The organism is Desulfurivibrio alkaliphilus AHT 2 (assembly GCF_000092205.1).
Lineage (GTDB): Bacteria > Desulfobacterota > Desulfobulbia > Desulfobulbales > Desulfurivibrionaceae > Desulfurivibrio > Desulfurivibrio alkaliphilus.
This window is the reverse complement of sequence record NC_014216.1, coordinates 2,842,598-2,861,209: the sequence shown is the minus strand read 5'-3', so window position 1 is coordinate 2,861,209 and position 18,612 is coordinate 2,842,598. Positions and strand designations below refer to the sequence as shown.

At 60.7% G+C, this 18,612-nt stretch carries 13 protein-coding genes and 1 pseudogene; 8 read left to right on the top strand and 6 right to left on the bottom strand.

What is annotated here, in order from left to right; translation table 11 throughout:
* Positions 1 to 40: 40 nt before the first annotated feature.
* Positions 41 to 868 carry a nitrogenase iron protein gene (nifH, locus tag DAAHT2_RS12455; protein ID WP_013164631.1) on the bottom strand — a complete coding sequence of 276 codons (828 nt, stop codon included), beginning with the start codon at positions 866 to 868 and terminating at the stop codon, positions 41 to 43.
* A 532-nt stretch (positions 869 to 1,400) separates the two neighbouring features.
* On the opposite strand from nifH, the gene DAAHT2_RS12450 reads away from it, so the two are divergent.
* Entirely contained in the window at positions 1,401 to 2,951 is a 1,551-nt protein-coding gene (locus DAAHT2_RS12450; RefSeq protein WP_013164630.1) for a sigma-54-dependent Fis family transcriptional regulator, read from the top strand.
* A gap of 83 nt (positions 2,952 to 3,034) precedes the next feature.
* Here the strand turns inward: DAAHT2_RS12450 and DAAHT2_RS12445 are convergent, their stop codons facing one another.
* The 5 genes and pseudogenes from DAAHT2_RS12445 to surE form a co-directional block, all read right to left on the bottom strand.
* A complete protein-coding gene (locus DAAHT2_RS12445) occupies positions 3,035 to 4,894 on the bottom strand; it encodes an SLC13 family permease (protein WP_013164629.1) in 1,860 nt (619 codons plus the stop codon).
* A 58-nt stretch (positions 4,895 to 4,952) separates the two neighbouring features.
* Positions 4,953 to 5,096 (bottom strand): annotated as a pseudogene (locus DAAHT2_RS15380) (nitrogenase iron-molybdenum cofactor biosynthesis protein NifE); the annotation flags it as partial.
* A 393-nt stretch (positions 5,097 to 5,489) separates the two neighbouring features.
* Positions 5,490 to 6,083, bottom strand: a complete 594-nt coding sequence (locus DAAHT2_RS14745) for a phosphotransferase (RefSeq protein WP_157861482.1) — start codon at positions 6,081 to 6,083, stop codon at positions 5,490 to 5,492.
* A gap of 681 nt (positions 6,084 to 6,764) precedes the next feature.
* On the bottom strand, positions 6,765 to 7,586 hold the full coding sequence (locus tag DAAHT2_RS12430) for a biotin--[acetyl-CoA-carboxylase] ligase (RefSeq protein ID WP_013164627.1): 822 nt from the start codon (positions 7,584 to 7,586) through the stop codon (positions 6,765 to 6,767).
* Positions 7,576 to 8,328, bottom strand: coding sequence for a 5'/3'-nucleotidase SurE (gene surE, locus DAAHT2_RS12425; protein ID WP_013164626.1), 753 nt, complete (start codon positions 8,326 to 8,328; stop codon positions 7,576 to 7,578). Before surE ends, DAAHT2_RS12430 begins: the two co-directional genes overlap by 11 nt.
* A gap of 133 nt (positions 8,329 to 8,461) precedes the next feature.
* Between surE and DAAHT2_RS12420 the strand changes: the two genes are divergently transcribed.
* The 7 genes from DAAHT2_RS12420 to extH all read left to right on the top strand — a co-directional run bounded on the left by DAAHT2_RS12420 (position 8,462) and on the right by extH (position 18,609).
* Positions 8,462 to 8,752 (top strand): tautomerase family protein, encoded by a 291-nt coding sequence (locus tag DAAHT2_RS12420; protein ID WP_245526848.1) that lies wholly within the window; start codon positions 8,462 to 8,464, stop codon positions 8,750 to 8,752.
* A complete protein-coding gene (gene ligA / locus DAAHT2_RS12415; RefSeq protein ID WP_013164624.1) occupies positions 8,749 to 10,791 on the top strand; it encodes an NAD-dependent DNA ligase LigA in 2,043 nt (680 codons plus the stop codon). Before DAAHT2_RS12420 ends, ligA begins: the two co-directional genes overlap by 4 nt.
* Positions 10,792 to 11,164: 373 nt before the next feature.
* Positions 11,165 to 12,367 carry a rhodanese-like domain-containing protein gene (locus DAAHT2_RS15160; protein ID WP_013164623.1) on the top strand — a complete coding sequence of 401 codons (1,203 nt, stop codon included), beginning with the start codon at positions 11,165 to 11,167 and terminating at the stop codon, positions 12,365 to 12,367.
* Positions 12,368 to 12,578: 211 nt separating this feature from the next.
* Complete coding sequence (locus DAAHT2_RS12405) at positions 12,579 to 12,833, top strand: sulfurtransferase TusA family protein (RefSeq protein WP_013164622.1); 255 nt, start codon at positions 12,579 to 12,581, stop codon at positions 12,831 to 12,833.
* 42 nt (positions 12,834 to 12,875) lie between these two features.
* On the top strand, positions 12,876 to 14,579 hold the full coding sequence (locus tag DAAHT2_RS12400; RefSeq protein ID WP_013164621.1) for a PAS domain-containing sensor histidine kinase: 1,704 nt from the start codon (positions 12,876 to 12,878) through the stop codon (positions 14,577 to 14,579).
* Complete coding sequence (locus DAAHT2_RS12395; RefSeq protein ID WP_013164620.1) at positions 14,576 to 15,946, top strand: sigma-54-dependent transcriptional regulator; 1,371 nt, start codon at positions 14,576 to 14,578, stop codon at positions 15,944 to 15,946. The genes DAAHT2_RS12400 and DAAHT2_RS12395 overlap by 4 nt, the downstream gene beginning before the upstream one ends.
* A 275-nt stretch (positions 15,947 to 16,221) precedes the next feature.
* Positions 16,222 to 18,609 (top strand): selenite/tellurite reduction operon rhodanese-like protein ExtH, encoded by a 2,388-nt coding sequence (extH, locus tag DAAHT2_RS12390; protein WP_013164619.1) that lies wholly within the window; start codon positions 16,222 to 16,224, stop codon positions 18,607 to 18,609.
* The last annotated feature ends 3 nt before the right edge of the window (positions 18,610 to 18,612 follow it).

Here is an 18,612-nt window from a genome sequence, read left to right as displayed (position 1 = left end):
GCGCTGCCGGGCAGAATTATTTAACTGACTTGCCAATTATTTATGCCTGCAACAAACCGTAATCCATCAGCAGTTGTTCCAGTTCTTCGATTTCCAGCGGGGAAGGAATAACAAAGTCCTTGTTTTCGTCGATGGCCTTGGCCAGCCCCCGGTAGGCGTCAGCCTGATTGGCTTCCGGCTTCCATTCGATCACCGTTTTGCGGTTGATCTCGGCCCGCTGGACATCGTTGTCCCGGGGCACGAAGTAGATCATCTTGGTGCCCAGTTTTTTGGCAAAGGCCTCGATCATCTCGGCCTCGTTATCCACCGCCCGGGAGTTGCAGATCAATCCGCCCAGGCGCACGTTGCCGGACTGGGCGAACTTGGTGATCCCCTTGCTGATGTTGTTGGCGGCATACATGGCCATCATCTCGCCGGAAACCACGATATAGATTTCGTCGGCCTTGCCGTCGCGGATGGGCATGGCAAAACCACCGCAGACCACGTCGCCCAGAACATCATAAAAGGCGTAATCCAAGCCCTCGCTCTCTTCGTAGGCCCCCAGGGACTCCAGCATGTTGATGGAAGTGATGATGCCGCGGCCGGCACAGCCCACCCCCGGCTCCGGGCCGCCGGACTCCACGCACCAGGATTCGCCGTAACCCGGCTTGCGGATATCCTCCAGTTCCACGTCCTCACCCTCCTCCCGCAGGGTGTCCAGCACCGATTTCTGGGCCAGCCCGCCCAACAGCAACCGGGTGGAATCAGCCTTGGGATCGCAGCCCACCACCATTACCTTGCGGCCCAGCTCCACCAGACCCGCCACCGTGTTCTGGGTGGTGGTGGACTTACCGATTCCGCCTTTGCCGTAAATTGCTACCTTGCGCATTTTCATCGCCTCCTTAATGGAACGTTGTCGAAAAAACCCGGCCACCGACAAAGTGAACCGGCATGATTTTGGTAAGCGTTCAGCAGCACCGCATCTTCGGGCGATCAGCCAGGCTTACGTACAGGGGGTACGCTGCGCCTGGCTGCTTGCCCGAACCTGCGGCACTGCTGAGCGCTTACATTGCCAACTGTCACTCCCCTGTATGGCAAAGGTTGTGCCAACGGCTGCAAAAGCTCGACAACCTGACGATAACAACTTGGAATAACGACAGAATAACCACACGGACAGCCGCCGTGCCGGCCAACTCCCAGCCCCACCGCCCTCTCCCTCCTGGTAGGCTCCGGTAGCAAATGGTAGCAAAGACGACATTACAAAAATGTAATTTATGCGCCGCGCAACCCCACATGACGGTCAGATATACAGGCCACCAGCCCCGACCAAGATCAACCACAACCGGCAGTTAACGACCAAAAAACATTGATAAACACAAAACCGTCGAGTTTGGCACACATGTTGCTCATTGCTCAGGGGCATGAAAACACCAACCTCGCTTACCACCCATCTGGAACTGCAGGCCCTTTACCAGATCAGCCAGCTGATCGGTTCGGCCCTGGATATCAAAAAAACCCTGGACGAAACCCTGCGCGTCCTCCATGAGACCCTGCGCATGGAGCGGGCCACCCTGGTCCTGGAGGAAGAACCCGGCGGCCGCCTGGCCATCGTGGCCTCGTACGGCTTGAGCCCGGACGAGATTGCCCGGGGCATCTACCAACCGGGCGAGGGGGTGATTGGCCGGGTCTTTGCCAATGCCTACCCCTTCGTGGTGCCCGATATCCACAACGAACCCCTCTTTCTCAACCGAACCGGAGCCCGCACCCGCCTGCCCAAAGGAGAGATCTCCTTCATCGGGGTACCGGTAACGCTCAACGAAAACCCGGTGGGGGTGCTGTCGGTTGACCGTCTTTTCGGGCCGGAAATATCTTTTGAGGAAGACATCCGCTTTTTAACCGTGGTGGCCACCCTGATCGCCCAGTTTCTCAGCCTGCAGCGTGCTTTTTCCTCCAGCCAGCAGATTCTGCAGGAGGAAAACAGCCAGCTGCGCGAGGCCCTTTCCGGGCGCGGCAACCGTTATGGCATTATCGGGGAAAGCAAAAGAATTCAGGAAGTTTACCGATATATCAACAAGGTGGCGCCCAGCCGGGCCACTGCCATGCTGCTGGGGGAATCGGGCACCGGCAAGGAACTGGTGGCCCGGGCCATCCACCAGGCCAGCCCGCGCCGGCAACAGCCTTTCATCAAGGTCAACTGCGCGGCCCTGCCGGAAAACCTGCTGGAAAGTGAGCTGCTGGGCCATGAAAAGGGCGCCTTTACCGGGGCGCTGAACCAGAAGAAGGGACGTTTCGAGCTGGCGGACGGCGGCAGCCTGTTTCTGGACGAAGTCGGGGAGATGCCGCTGCCCCTGCAGGCCAAGCTGCTGCGGGTTTTACAGGAACGGATGTTCGAACGGCTGGGCGGCACCCGCACCATCAAGGTGGACGTCAGGATTATTGCCGCCACCAATCGCAGCCTGGAAGATTGCGTTCGCCAGGGTTCTTTCCGGGCCGATCTTTATTACCGGCTCAACGTGGTGCCGGTAATGCTGCCTCCCCTGCGGGAAAGACGGGAAGACATTCCCCTGCTCATCGAACACTTCCTGAGCCGCAGCAACCAGGCCAACCGCAAACAGGTGCACCTGGGGCCGGAGATCATTAACCAACTGGTCTCCTACTCCTGGCCCGGCAATATTCGGGAGTTGCAAAATTTGATTGAACGGCTGGTGATCATGAGCGATCGACCGGTGATGAAGCTGGCCGATCTGCCCTACTATTTAAGGGAACAGGAAGCCCCACCGGAACCGCCCTCCCCCTCGCAGAACACGCCCGCCGCCGGCGGCTCTTTGCAGGAAATGGAAAAAGCGGAACTGCTCAAGGCGCTAAGCCGTTGCGGCTGGGTACAGGCCCGAGCCGCCAGGGCCCTGGGCCTGACCCCGCGCCAACTGGGTTACCGGATAAAAAAACACGGCATCACCATTCCGGAGTTATGAGCGTTGGCGGCCAGCAATTCCCGGTAGGCCTCCAACCGCTGGTGGGTGACTCTTGGTCCCTTTTTCCGGCAGCTTATGGAAAATCATAGTGGCCAGACCCACAGCAACATCGGCACGCTGACCGCGATCACGATAATCTCCAAGGGCAAACCAAGGCGCCAGTAATCGCCAAACCGGAAGCCGCCGGGCCCCAGGATCAGCGTGTTGTTCTGATGTCCGATGGGGGTGAGAAAGGCGCAGGAAGCACCCACCGCGACCGCCATTAAAAAGCCGTCGGGATTGGCCCCCAATTGGGCGGCGATCCCGATGGCAATCGGGCACATCACCGCCGCGGTGGCGGCATTGTTCATCAGGTCCGACAGGGTCATGGTGGCGACCAAGATCACCACCAGGGCAATCACGGCATTCCCCTGGGCAATGAAATCGAGGAGGAAAGTGGCAATCAGATCTGCGGCGCCGGTACTTTCCATGGCACCAGCCACCGGCAGCAGCGCGGCAAGCAGAACAATCACCGGCCAATCCACCCCTTCGTAAACCTTGCGCGGCGACATGACGCCGGTGACCAAAGCCGCAAGCACGGCACCGGCAAAGGAGATCGCCGCCGGCAAAAGGCCGAGGGCCGCCCCGCTCACCGCCGCCACCATAATACCACTGGCAATCATGATCTTGCGGCGGTCGGGGATGTGCAACTCCCGCTCTGCCAGGGGGACACAGCCGAAGTTGACGGCAAATTCCAGCAAAGCATCCTGCCCCCCCTGCATCAGCAAGACGTCGCCGGTTCGAAACTGCATATTGCGCAGTCGTTTGATGTTCTGCTGACCCTGGCGGGAGATGGCCAACAAGTTGATGCCATAGCGGCTGCGCAAAAGGATATCGGTCGCGGATCGCCCCTGCAGAGGGGAATCCGGCAAGACCACCAACTCCATCAACTCCACCTCCTCCTTCGGGCCATCCTGCTCACGCCCATCTTTTTCCATGGAGCTCGCGTCCTCGGCGGCAAACTGTTTGGGCAGGGCCGCTGTTTCCTCGCCCTGCAGCTCCTCCGGGTCCTCCTCCACCGCCCCCTCCATTTGCAAACCCAGCGAAGAAAGGGCGCTGGTCAGCGATTCCGGCTCAGCCTGCAGCAACAAAATATCACCCGCCTGCACCAGGCGCCAGGGGTGGGGGGCAACCAGGTGCACTTCGTTACGGATCAAGCCGACGACTTCCGCATCCGCCTTGACCAGTGCGGCCTCCATTTCAAGAAGCTTCTGCCCGATCACGGAAGCACCCTCAGGAACACGTGCCTCGGTGACATAAGCACTGGTTTCAAAGTTTTTATCGCCAGTCTGCCGACGATAGGGCACCAGCCGCCAGCCGATCAGGACAATGAACAGCAACCCGGCCACCGCCACCGCCAAGCCGACCGGGGTAAAGTCGAACATGGCAAAACCCCTGGCCCCGGTTTCGGCTCTGAAGCCGGAGACCACCAAATTGGGCGGGGTGCCGATCATCGTGGTCATTCCACCGAGAATAGAGCCGAAGGCCAGAGGCATGAGGATCTGGCCGGCAGGCAGATTCTGGCGGGCGGCCACCCGCATGGCTACCGGCATCAGGATGGCCAGGGCACCAACATTGTTGATGAATCCCGACAGCAAGGCGGCCAGGCCGGTGAGGGCGGCCAGCGACCCCAAACGACCGGCGTCCGAAGGCAGCAGGCGCCGGGTCAGAGCTTCTACCGCGCCGGTGGCCTGCAGGGCGTTGCTGAGGATCAAAACGCAGGCCACAGTGATGACCGCCGGATGGCCAAAGCCGGCAAAGGCGGCATGAGCCGGCACCAGACCGCTCAGCACCGCCAGTAACAAAGCCCCCAGGGCGACCATGTCATGACGCCAGCGACCCCACAAAAAAAGCGCCAAGGTGAAAAGGGTGATGGCGAAGATGGTCAGTTGTTCAGGCGTCATAAACAAAATCCATAGTTAAGGGGATTGCCGCAGGCAGGTGGTGGCGCTGACCAGAGAGTTCCTGGCGCTCTTGGTTGTGATCGCAGAAGGTCCCCCCAGGCTTGTAGGTGATGGGCCGCTCCTTGACCCCGCCGACGAAAATAGCCACCTCCTTTTCCTTCAGGAATGAAGCCAGTGCCTGAGGGTTGGAATCGTCGACCATGGCCGGCACAGAGCAAGCCTTGTGCCAGTTAACCACCTGCCTGGAATATGGCTATTATTTACGGACCACGGTTGATCCAAGGAGTGGCGACAAAGAGATTGGCCGCCATGGTTCGGGCCAGCGCCTTATTACTTGTAATCATCTTTCTCTTTGTCTTATGGGAACTTTGAATAATCAATCGTTTTCGACAACCAGACGATTTTAAGGGGAATTTTTATGCCACGACCGGCATCTGACAAGCCAATGACTGATGCTTTTCACCACATTCAAGTAGCCATTAAAAATGGCAGCCGCGTATTATTGCCAAGAAGTCACTGACTGGTACACGCTGATGGAAGCCATGCTCGTGCTTCTCCGGTATACCGAAATGCAAGGTCGATGTTATCAAGTTGACTACCGGCGAAAACATTCTTCCAGCGCTCGGGTGACATTCCGTACTCGCCGTGCGCGACGGGGGACAGGTTTATTGCGGTACAATGCACGCAAACCGTGGGCGATGCCGATGGCCAACAGGTAAAGCAGGCGGTGCTCCGGATTCCAGGTCTGGCCGGCTGCTTTCCAGAGCCGCTGCAGATGCCCGTCGAAAGCGCCGGCCAGATAACGCTCGCGGAGGTGTTTGCAGGCCGGATCGGTGCAGCGCAGGATATACAGGGCATCAAAGAAAAAGGGCATCCGATCTGCCCGCTCAAGGTCTATGAGGCCGGTTGCCCCGGAGCGAAGCAGGATCAAATTATTGGGGTGGGCATCACCGTGGGCAAGGACAGCCGGCGCCGCAGACAGCATATCGATCAGAGCCGGTCGCCCTTGGCCCATAGCGCTTTGCAGCCAGTCGGGCAGGGGCCACTGGTCAATCACTTCCGCAATGACCTCTGGTGCGGCATATGGCTCACCGGCCCCGGACGCCTGCCGGCAACACTGCTCCAGAAATTCGGTGTATCCGGCCTCCAAGGCATGGAGGGGCATCTGCTTGAAAGGAGTGCCATCCATCACTGACTCCCGGGTACAGTGCAACCCCGGGATGCCAGTCTCCAGCAGTTCAATGGCGGGAACGGTCAAATATCGCCCAAGGGTCCGGGATATTTCCGTGAGTCGCTCCAGTAATTGCAGATCTTCACAAACCCGCCGAACATGCAGCCCGTCCCTCTCCAGCAGGAGGCAACAGTCACCGCGATACAGCAGGATATTGGCGGGTTTGCCAACCAGTGACCGCGGTTTCCGGCAGCTAATACGCCATGGCGGAAACCATTCAACGCAGCGCTGCAACTGAGTGGAAGCCGCATGATGACGAAGAAAGGCCTGTTGGACCGGGAGGCCTGCCCGCAGAATACCCTCTTCGGCTCGCAGCCAAGCCGCGTTCCAGCCGATGATGTACTCTCCACTCACCAACAGCGACTCACAGCGATGCACCGCTCGGCCCACTGCACGATGTCCCTGTATGGCCTCTTTCAGCGCGCGGACACCTTTACTCCAGACCATTATCCAACCCTTGGTTGCTGCCGGTGACAAGATTTTTCATTCGCTATACAGCCCGTACCTGAATTGTAACGATCAGCCTTTGCAATGGCTTTTCAGCAATAGCGGCTGCCTTTGGCCATGTCAACGAAAAACACCCACTCCCGGCGCTAGGCGTACCTTCTCTGCCAACCCGCCAGAGAAGGCATTGACAGATCATGAACCGAGGTTGGCCGTAATATCGCCGGAGATGACTTCGTGGGTACAGCCCTGGTGGTCGCGAATCTGGAGGATACCATGCTGGTCGGGGCCCAGCGAGATGCCGCGCACCACCTGGCCGTTTGGGGTCAGCCAGTCCAGTTCATGGCCCAGCAGGGCGTCGCGCTTCCGCCAGGAGGCCAGGATTTCCGCAAACCCGCCCTGTTCCATGGTTGCCACCACTATATCCAGCTCTTGGCCAAGGGCGGCCAGCAACACTCCCCGGTCCCAGGTGCGGCCGCTTGCCAGGCGCAGGGAAGTGGCCTTGTGCTGCAACTCCGGGGGAATATCCCGGCTTGGGGTGTTGACGTTAAGACCGATACCAATCACCACCGCCGGCTTGCCGGTACCCGCCACCAAACGGCATTCGCAGAGAATGCCGCCGCATTTTTTACCTGCCAGCAGCAGGTCGTTGGGCCATTTCAAGCCTGGATGCAGGCCGGTATTCTTTTCCAGCGCCCGGGCAAGCGCCAGCCCGGCGGCCAGGGTAAGCTTGGCCAGATCCTGCGGCTCCAGCCGCGGCCAATAAAGAAAAGAGGCGTAAATCCCCGCCTCCGGCGGTGAATGCCACTGCCGCTGCAGGCGCCCGCGGCCGCCGCTCTGGCTTTCCGCCACCACCACCGCCGGCCCCCCGCCCTGCTCGGCCATTTCCAGGGCCACCCGGTTGGTGGAGTCGGTGGCGGCCAAAAAAATCAGCGGCCGGCCGGCCAATTCCTTACCCATCGCCAACGCCCGCCAGCCAGGCTCTTCCAGCACATCGTTCATCGGCTTAGGGTTCATTGGTGCCTTGCAGAACTTCCAGCGCCCGGTGGTTGGTCATGTCCAGGTGGATGGGGGTGATGGAGACGTAACCGGAGGCCACCGCCTGCACGTCGGTTTCCGACGCCTTGCTCCAGCGGGGGGTGCCGCCGCCGATCCAGAAGTGGCGGCGGCCCCAGGGGTCGAAGGTTTCCTGGATGGCGTTTTCATAGTGCCGGCGGCCCTGGCGGGTGTAGCGCCGGCCTTTGATTTCAGCCGCCGGCCGGTTGGGTACGTTGAGATTGAAGAGGGTGTCCGGCGGCAAACCCCGCTCTAAAATTTCCGCCGCCACTTCCCGGGCCCGGGCCGCCGCCACGGCAAAAAGACAACCTTCACCGTCGGCCGCCGCCAAAGAGACCGCCAGGGAGGGAATGCCCATCATGGTCCCCTCGCGGGCGGCGGAGACGGTGCCGGAATAATTGATGTCATCGCCCAGGTTGGCGCCGGGGTTGATCCCGGAGACCACCAGGTCGGGCCGGGAATCCAGCAGTTTGTTGACCCCGATCATCACGCAATCGGCGGGGGTGCCGTCGACGGCGAAGATGCCGGCCGCCAACTGCCGGATGTGCAGCGGCCGGCGCATGGTCAGCGAATGGCTGACCGCCGAGTTGTCCACCTCCGGCGCCACCACCACCACCCGCCCCAGGGAACCCATGGCATCGGCCAGGGCCCGCAGGCCGGGGGCGTTAACCCCGTCGTCATTGCTGATCATGATCAATGGCATGCCGCTTCCTTCTCGTTGAGGTTTCCACCAGTTTGGCTATAATAAAACCCGACCCTTGAATTGCAAGCCTATTAGATTAAATTGGTCGCCATAGCACATAAACAGAGAGATAAACGTTCAGCAGTGCCGCAGGTTGGGGCAAGCGGACCGGCGCCGCGTACCCCAGGTACGCAAGCCGGGCCGATCGCCCCAAGATGCGGTGCTGCTGGACGTTTATCAAGGAGGAAACATCATGCCCTACGTCAACATCCGGGTGGCCGGAACTTTGAGCAAGGAACAGAAGGCTGAAATCAGCGCCGGGGTGACCGAGGTGATCACCCGGGTGGCCAATAAACCGGCCAACTCGGTGCTGATATTCATCGATGAGTTGCCCCACGAAAACATCGCTTCCGCCGGCCAGTTGCTGCAGCCACCGGCCAAATGATCCCTCCCCTGCTGCAGGCGGCGGCCAAGGAACAGGCGCGGCAACGGGTGGCCGAACTGCGGGAGCAGATCCGCTACCACAACCACCGCTACTACGTGCTCGATGACCCGGAAATCCCGGACGCCGAGTACGACGCCCTGTTCCGGGAGCTGCAGGAACTGGAAGAGCGCTACCCCGGCCTGGCCGGCGCCGACTCCCCCAGCCGGCAGGTGGGCGCCGAGCCGCTGGCCCAGTTTGCCCCGGTGGCCCACCGGTTGCCCATGCTCAGCCTGGAAAACGCCTTCAACGAAGGGGAGATCAGTGACTTTCTGCTGCGCCTGGGCCGTTTTCTGCACACCGATCAGGTACCGGCCTTGCATGCCGAACCCAAGCTGGACGGCCTGGCGGTGGAACTGGTCTACGAGGATGGCCTGTTCACCCTGGGCTCCACCCGCGGCGACGGCTTTACCGGCGAGAATATCACCGCCAACCTGGCCACCATCGCCACCATCCCCCGGCGGTTAAAGACCGGCGGAAACCCGCCGCCGGCGCGCCTGGAAATCCGGGGCGAGGTCTGCCTGAGTATTACCGGTTTCAAAGAGCTTAACCGGCGGCGGGGGGAAGCCGGCGAAAGTCTCTTTGCCAACCCCCGCAACGCCGCCGCCGGCTCCCTGCGCCAGCTTGATCCGGCTATCACCGCCGACCGGCCGCTGGAGTTTTTCGCCTACGGGGCGGCGGATTCTGCCGCCCTGGCAGTCACCACCCAGGCACAACTGCTCGAGCAACTGCATGCCTTCGGCCTGCAGCTGATCCCCCACGGCCGGGTCTGCCCGGACCTGGAAACAGCGCTGGCCCACTTCCGCTTCCTGGATGAGCAGCGGCGGCAGATGCCTTACGAAATCGACGGCATGGTGCTTAAGGTCAACGACCTGGCCCTGCAAAAACGGCTTGGGGCCAAGGCTCGCAGCCCCCGCTGGGCTGTGGCCGCCAAGTTTGCCGCAGTCCAGGCCGCCACTAAACTGATCGGGGTGGAATTTCAGGTGGGCCGCACCGGGGCCGTCACCCCGGTGGCGGTGCTGGAGCCGGTGAAGGTGGGCGGGGTGCTGGTCAGCCGCGCCACCCTGCACAACGAAGATGAAATCAAGCGCAAGGACCTGCGCCTGCACGACACGGTGCTTGTGCAAAGGGCCGGCGAGGTGATCCCCGAGGTGGTCAAGCCGGTGGCGGATAAACGCCGGGGCGATGAAAAGCCGATTCAATTGCCGGCTAACTGCCCGGAATGCGACCATGCCCTGATCCGCAAGGAGGGCGAGGCGGTGCGCCGCTGCCCCAACCCCCAGTGCCCGGCCCAGCGCTTGCGGTCCCTGATCCACTTCTGCAGCAAGGCCGGGCTGGACATCGACGGCTTAGGCAAAAAGGCGGTGGAACTGCTGGTACAGACCGGCCTGGTCGGCGATATCCCCGACATCTACCGGCTGCGGCCGGAACAACTGGCCCCCTTGCCCGGCTGGGGGGAAAAGTCCGCCGCCAAGGTCTGCGACGCCATTGCCGCCGCCAAAAGCCCCAAACTGGCCCGCCTGCTGGCGGCCCTTGGTATTCGCCACGTGGGCGAGGTCAACGCCCAGGTACTGGCCCGCCACTTCCCCTCCCTGGAAGCCCTGCAACAGGCCATGGAAGAGGATTTCCTGGAGGTGGAAGGGATCGGCTCCCAGGTGGCCGCCTCTTTGGTCACCTTTTTCAAAGACCCGACCACCACCGCCATGCTGGCCCAGCTCAAGGAACTGGGCCTTACCATCAGCCCCGAGGAGCAACCGGCCCAGCAATTGCCTTTACAAAACCGGGTCTTTCTCTTCACCGGCAGCCTGGCCGGGATGTCGCGCAACGAGGCCAAGGCCCGGGTCAAGGAGTTGGGCGGCCAGGTGGCCACCGGCCTCAACCGCAAGGTCACCCACCTGGTCTGCGGCGACAAACCCGGCTCCAAGCTGACCAAGGCCCGGGAGCTGGAGCTGGAAATCCTGACCGAAGCGGATTTTGCCCGGCTGCTGGGCGGCGAAACCTGAGGCTTGCCATCGCCCCGGCATTTGCCTCACCCACCACAACCACCGGGACCGTGGCCCCTTTTATTGCCGCCGCCCCGGCAAGCCACCACCACAATGTGTTGCAACATCGATACCTAAAGAGGTATGGATTTTTTTAATTGACATCCCGCCCGTTTCTTTCTATTTTCGGAACCACTGGTAATAGAACCTTAACGATTTTTTTAGCGGTTTTTTTCACATTTTTTCCAACATCTAGGGAAAAGAACGTTCTTTTTAAGAATACAAGGTGTCACCTGAGGGCAGATAGCCTTCGGGCACAACCGGGGCGGCCCCGCAGACCGCGGTGCTTTGCTTCCTAAACCACCAATGTAAAGGACAAGGAGGAGGTAACAAGATGCAAAGATTGAGGAACAAAGTCGCCCAGCTGGGGGTGGTACTCCTGGCGGCTTTTCTGCTTACCGCCTGCGGCATGGCCGGCAAAACGGCAACGCCCGACACCGGCCCCCGACACGTGGAGCAGGATCCGCAGCTGCGGATTACCACCGCCGAAGTAATGGACCTTTTTGACAAAGTCTACGGTGACCGGGCGCTGGTCAAAGCCACTCTGGACACCAATGACCAGTTCCTGATGGTGGACACCCGCCCCAAAGGCCGCTACCAGGAAGGCCACATCCCCGGTGCCATCCACATGACCCCCGGCGAAGTAGCCGCCAACATCGACAAGCTCCCCCGCGACCGCCAGATTATTTTTTACTGCGGCGGCCTGCATTGCCCGCTGAGCACCCAAGCGGCCAAAATCGCCATGGAGCACGGATTGACCAACATTAAGGTCTACTACGAAGGTGACCCCGGCTGGAAGGCCGCCGGCAACTACCTGATCTCGGAAACTCCCTACATTTACCATCTGATGACGGCCGAGGATGCCAACTTTATCCTCGTCGACACCCGCCCCACCAATGTCCATCGCCAGTCTTTCATTCCCGGCTCCTTGTCCATTCCCATCAACCAATGGGACCTGAAAAAGAGCCTGCTGCCCCGGGATCTTAACACCCGGCTGATCTTCTATTGCGGAGGTTATGGCTGACCCCACAGTGATCGAGCCGCCCGGCGGGCGGCCCAGTTGGGTTATCGCGATCTCTTCGTATATTTAGCCGGCGAGCCGGCCTGGAAAGAAGCAGGCCTGCCGTTGTGGGGCAATGAGCCCAGCGGCGTGGTGGCCCTGGAGCCCAAGGAACTGCCCAAAGTTGCCCCCGGCACGCTGCCGCGCAGCATCAACGCCGCCGAATTTAATAAAATGATGGCGGAAAAAGGCGGTGAAATTGTGATTCTCGACGTGCGCAGCGCCGACGAGTACGCAGCCGGCCATCTGCCCGGCGCCATCAACCTGCCCGACGACAAGTTCCACGCCAACTACGAGCAACTGGTAAGCAAGGTGCCCACCGACAAGCAGATCGTCATTCACTGCGTCACCGGCATCCGGGCTGAAGGCGTCTACCACGCCCTGGCCACCCGGGGCAATTACGCAAACCCCAAAGGCGTCCAGTTTCTCAACGCCACCATCAGCATCTCCGCCGATGGTAAGTTTGATATCCGCTAAACACCGCACTTGCGGTTAGATAAAAAAAGCCCGCTTCGGCGGGCTTTTTTTTTGGCTTGTTACCAACGCAAACCGGGCCGAGAAATCCGATTTGCTTTTCAAAGGTAAAGCATTATATTACACAGTGTAACACCAACAAGAGATGCCGCTTTGCTGAACGGCCTGCCGATCGGCGGGCTGCTGCCCCGTATTATTCTCAGGTGATCAACAAATGTCTGCTGCTGCAACCCCTGAAACCATAGAACTAGATATCCTGGGACAGGTCTGCCCGGCCTGCCTGCTGGTGGTACTGAAAGAAATCAATCAGCGGCGGCAGGAAATCAGCGACGGCCAAACCCGGCTGCTGATCCGCACAGACCACCGTAACGCCACCGTCACGGTAACGGAGTCGGCTCGCAAGATGGGTTACCGGGTGGAGGTGGAGAAGGTCGACACCTATTATCAGATTGTGGTGGACCGGCATTAAAAGCAAAGTTTGCGCCGCCCAAGGCAGGGCAACGGAGTGATCATGGCAGCAAAACCTCAACCTCAAGACCCCGAAGCGGATAAGCTGGCGGCGCTGGCGGCGGACAACCAGCGGCTTACCGCTTACATCCGGGCCAAGACCAACCATCTGCTGCAGATTATGGGCACCTCCCCGTTGCAGTACGACGAGCTGGACGACCAGACCCTGATCGAACTTGACCCCATCGGGATCATTGCCGACTCCTTTTCCCAGATTCTCGATTTTCTCAACCAGAACATCAACGAACTGCAGCAGGCCAAGGATGAACTGGAGGCGATCTTCGATACCACCGGCGTGGGGATCTCCATTATCGATCGCGACTTCAACGTTCAGCGCTGCAACGAAAAGCAGCGCCAACTGCTGGTCGATCCCGACCGCCCGGATATCATCGGCCACAGCTGCTTCGAAATATACTGCGCCCGGGACTCTCCGGGCATGGGCTGCCCGGCCATGGAAACGTTTGCCACCGGCCGGCCGGCACTGGTGCGCGACGTAAAAAAGAAAAACAAATACTTCAACGTTATCACCACCCCGTTTGCCAAAGATGCAGACGGCACGGTAAGCCAGGTTATCGAGGTAGCCCTGGATATCACCGACAAAAAACAGGCGGAGTTGGCCGAGCAGCAACAGCGGCAGTATTATCTGCAGGAAAAAAACAAGCTGGCCACGGTGATTGAAAGCCTCTCGGAAGGGCTGCTGGTGGTTAACCCCGAGGGCGTCATAACCACCTGTAACCACGCCGCGGTGGACATTTCCGGCTACCCCGAAGAGGCGCTGATGAACCAGGCGCTGGCCGGGCCTTTCCCCGCCCTGGCCGAACTGCTGGCCACCGGCCAGGAACCCAGCGGCACGGAGTTTACCCACCGCACCCCGGCCGGGGAAGAAAGGCTGCTTTCCGCCGACTCCAACCGGATGCCGGCCCCCCCAGGCGAGGGAGTCGGCCGGGTTATCACCTTTCGCGATATCACGACGGAAAAAAAGAAGGCCCAGATGTTGTTCCGGGCCGAAAAACTGGCGGCCATCGGCCAGCTTTCCGCCGGGGTGGCCCATGAACTCAACACCCCGCTGGCCAGCATCCTGGGTTATGCCCGGCTGCTGATCAAAGACGATAACCTTACCTCCGCCCAGCAGGAGCGGTTGGAAATCATCGCTGAGCAGACCCGGAGAAGCAGCACCATTATCAAAGCCCTGCTGAGTTTTGCCCGCGAAGCTCGGCAACCCGGCCGCACCCGGCAAGCCTGCGACCTGAACGGCATCATTGAAAAGGCCATTCCCCTGTTAACCACCGATCTGGAAAAACGCCGGATCGAACTGGAACTGGAACTGCAGCCACTGCCCCCGGTAATCGCCGACCCCGGCGAGCTGGAGCAGGTGGTGATTAATCTGGTGCTCAACGGCATGCAGGCCATCGGCCAGGAGGGCCGAATCAGGGTCAGCACCAGCACCCAGGAGCAAAACGTGCTGCTGCAGGTGGCGGACAACGGACCGGGAATTACCCCGGAACACCGCTCCCGGATTTTTGACCCCTTTTATTCCACCAAACCCGTGGGTGAAGGTACCGGCCTGGGGCTTTCCATTTGTGCCGGGATTATCGGCGACTTGGGCGGTAGCATCGAGGCCGCCGCCGCCCGCGACGGGGGGGCGGCGCTGCTGGTCTCCCTGCCCGGCGAAACCTCTTCCGGGGCACCATTTCAAGGTAAAATATGAGCCAGCCAAGCGACCCCATCCTGGTGATTGACGACGACTTGCGCATGCGCCAACTGCTGCGCGACACCCTGGCAAGCGCCGGCTTTACCGCGGAACTCTGCGCCGACGGCCGGGAGGCGGCCCAGCTCCTGCAAAGCCGGTCATTTAACGTGATTCTCACCGATCTTCAGATGCCCCATTTCAGCGGGATCGAAATTCTAGAACAGGCCCTGGCCGCCAATCCCGATAGCATGGTGGTGCTGGTCACCGGCCATGGCACGGTTGAATCTGCCGTGGAGGCCATCAAAAAGGGGGCCTACGACTACATCCAGAAACCCTTCGAACCCGACGAGCTGTTGCTCACCGTGCAGCGGGCCACTGAACACGCCCGGCTGCGGCAGGAAAACCGCCGCCTGCAGCAGCAGGTGGCCGGCTGCCGGGGGGATGAGCTGGTGGGGGAAAGCCCGCCGCTGAAAAAGCTCAAGGAACTAATCGCCCAGGTGGCCCCCTTTTCCACCACGGTCCTGATCAACGGCGAAACCGGAACCGGCAAGGAACTGGCGGCCAAACTTATCCACAAATGGAGCGGGCGCCACAAGCAACCCTTTTTAGCCATCAACTGCGGAGCGCTGCCCGAAACCCTGCTGGAATCGGAACTGTTCGGGCACGTCAAAGGCGCCTTCACCGGGGCCGACCAGGACAAACCCGGGCTGTTTGAAACCGTGGACCAGGGCACCCTGTTTCTTGATGAAATCGACTCCATGACCTTGAATTTTCAGGTCAAACTACTGCGGGTGCTCCAGGAGGGTACTTTTCTGAAGGTCGGCGGGCGCCAGCCCTGCCGGGCCGATGTCCGGGTGATTGCCGCCAGCAGCCGCCCCCTGAGCGAAGGAGTGGCAGCGGGGAGTTTCCGACGTGATCTTTTTTACCGCCTTAACGTGGTCAGCCTGGAGTTACCGCCGTTAAGGCAGCGGCGCGAGGACATTCCCCTGCTGGCCCACCATTTTCTGGCCAAATATAACGCCAAGTACGACAAGCAGGTGCAAACCATTCCCGCCCCGGTAATAACCCGTTTACTGGACCATTCCTGGCCGGGTAATGTCCGCGAACTGGAAAACGCGGTGGAACGGGCGCTGCTTTTCTGCCCTGGTCAGGAATTGCAGGCCGAGCACCTGCCCCCCCTGGAAACCGGCGGGGAAGAGGCTGAACTCCACACCACCGCGGACGACGCCAAGTCGCTTACCATGGCCTCCATGGAAAAAAAGCTGATTATCAAGGCCCTGCAACGGGCCAACGGCCATCGGGGCAAGACCGCCGAACTGCTGGGCATCAGCCCCGCCTCCTTGTGGCGAAAAATCAAGAAATACGAAATCAACACCCCATCCTGACCAACCGACACCCCCGCAACACTACTTCCCGGCTGTTATTTTGCGACTCAACCCACCGGCTGTTTCTTTCATTTTGCAACAATCTTTCATTTTGAAATAATCACGCCATTCACTTCTGCCTGAAACATCGTGATTTTGCACTGGCACGCCCCTTGCTCTAACAGGGGGTGTCCGCCTCCGGTGAACCGGCGTCCGGAAGCCGGCTTCAGTGGCCGATTCCTGACCAGGTAAGGCAACAACCCGGAGGCAATTATGTGCAACATAAAGGAGGATGTATGGCAAGCAAGTATCTGAACCACGGCAAACCCACCCGCCTGTATGCCCTGCTGGGCCTGCTGGCCGGCGCCTTGCTGCTGCTTACCGGCTGCGGCGGCACCGACTACGACGCCAAGGCGGCGTCCAACAACAACCCCAACGTCATGATCGACGCCGACACCCTGAACAACTGGGTGGAAGGCGGCTACGGCACCGATTCCAAAGGCTACGACCGCATGGTGATCCTGGATGTGGACAGCGCCGCCGGTTACGAGGCCGGCCATATTCCCGGCGCTTACCATCTGGACACCGGCAATGACCTGCGGGCGGAACGCTCCAACGGCGTTTCCTACACCCCCAGCCAGGTACCCACCGCCACCCAGATGGACAACCTGATCCAGCGCACCGGGATTGACGAGCGCACGGTGATCGTCCTGGTCGGTAACGGCAATATGATGAACGTCGGCCGGGCCTACTTCAACTTCCGTTACTGGGGCTTCCCGCGGGAGCGGCTGCGGGTGCTCAACGGCACCAAGACCGCCACCTACCAGGATGCCGGCGGTTATGCTTTGGCGGAAAATTCGCCGCCGGCCCCCAGGTCGTCGAACTACAGCGTGACCGATCTGCAGGCCAACATCAATCTGCGCGCCTCCCTGGAAGAGATGATTTCCGTGGCGGAAAACGGGGCCGACAGCACCGTAATTCTCGATGCCCGCTCGGAAGGAGAGTACGAAGGGGAAGATCTTCGCGGCGGGGTGGCCTTCGGCGGCCGCGTTCGTGGGGCGCAGTTGCAGGAGTGGACCACCCTGTTGGACCCGAACAACCCCACCGCCATGCTGGGCAAAAATGAACTGCTGGCCATCATGGAAGAGGCCGGAGCAGGCCCCGGCACCACCGCCTACACTTACTGCCAGACAAGTTGGCGGGCGGCGGTGAACTTCCTGGCCCTGGACGCAGTCCTGCGCTGGCCGGCTAAAATTTACGACGGCGCCTGGGTACAGTGGGGCATGATGGCCCGTAACGATATGAACTACGGTGGCGCCCTGATGCCCGACTCCCCCTGGCGCACCGACACCACCGCCCGCAGCGAGGCGATCAACTACGAAAACCGGATTGTGGAACCGCTTGCAAACGCCGATTCCTTCGCCCCCCGGGCCAATCTGATCAACGAAACCGACAAAAACACCTGCGACACCAACCCGCCAGCCCCCAACGACCGCCCGGTGGAGGTAATGCTCTCCATCGCCGATCTGGCCGACTGGCAGGCAAACGGCGCCCCCACGGCCAACGGCGACCCCTATGATTACGACAACTTCGTTGTCCTGCACGTGGGTGCTGCCGCCGCCTATGAAGAGGGCCATATCCCCGGCGCCTTTCTGCTGAACACCGCGGCAGACCTGTCGGCCACCCGCAACGACGGCATCGCCGACACCGTTTCCCAGGTGCCGACCATTACCCAGATGAATGACCTGATCCAGCGCACCGGGATCGATGAAGACACCATCATCGTCCTGACCACCGGCCCCGGCAACCCCAACATGATGCACCTGGGGCGGGCCTACTTCAACTTCCGCTACTGGGGCTTCCCGCGGGAACGGCTGCGGGTGCTGGACGGCAACAGCGGCCATTTTGCTGAAGAAACCGGCACCGCTTTGGCCACCGAGGCCCCGGCGGAAGCAGCTTCCGATTACAGCGTCTGCGAGCTGCCCCAGGATACCGCCAAGGACCGTTTCCGGGCCAGCCTGCAAGAGATGATGGCGGTGACCGACGGTTCCGGCACTCCTCTGGGCGCGGTTCCCGCGGCCTTCACCATCATCGATGCCCGTTCCGCCGCCGAATATAACGGCGATCCCGGCACCACCTGGGTGAGCAACGACATTGCCAGAACCTATGTCGCCTTTGAAGGGCACATTGAAGGTGCCGGGCACCAGGACTGGGTCACCCTGCTGGATGAGAACGGCCGTTTGCTGCCGCTGAATGAACTGGAAACGGCCATGAACGACCTGGGTGCCGATGAAAACACCACCACTTACAGCTACTGCCGCACCTCCTGGCGGGCCGGCGTCACCTTCCTGGCCCTGGATGCGGCCCTGAACTGGCCGGCCAAGATTTACGACGGCGCCTGGATCGAGTGGGGCCAGATGGCCAGAAACGAGTCGCTTTACGACGGCTCCCTCAATCCGGCTTCCCCCTGGCGGACCGACAAAGCCGATTACTCCGGCCAGATCACCTACAACAAAACCGACGAAACAAACTACCTGGGCGCCAACTCCTACGCCCCCTTTGCCAACCGGATCAACCAGGAGGACGCCTCCATCAGCGGCGCGCCCTGCTGCGTGGAAACCGACCCCGGCGCCTTCGACCCGATTCCCGACGGCATCGCGCCCACGGCTCCCGGTTATCGCTAACAC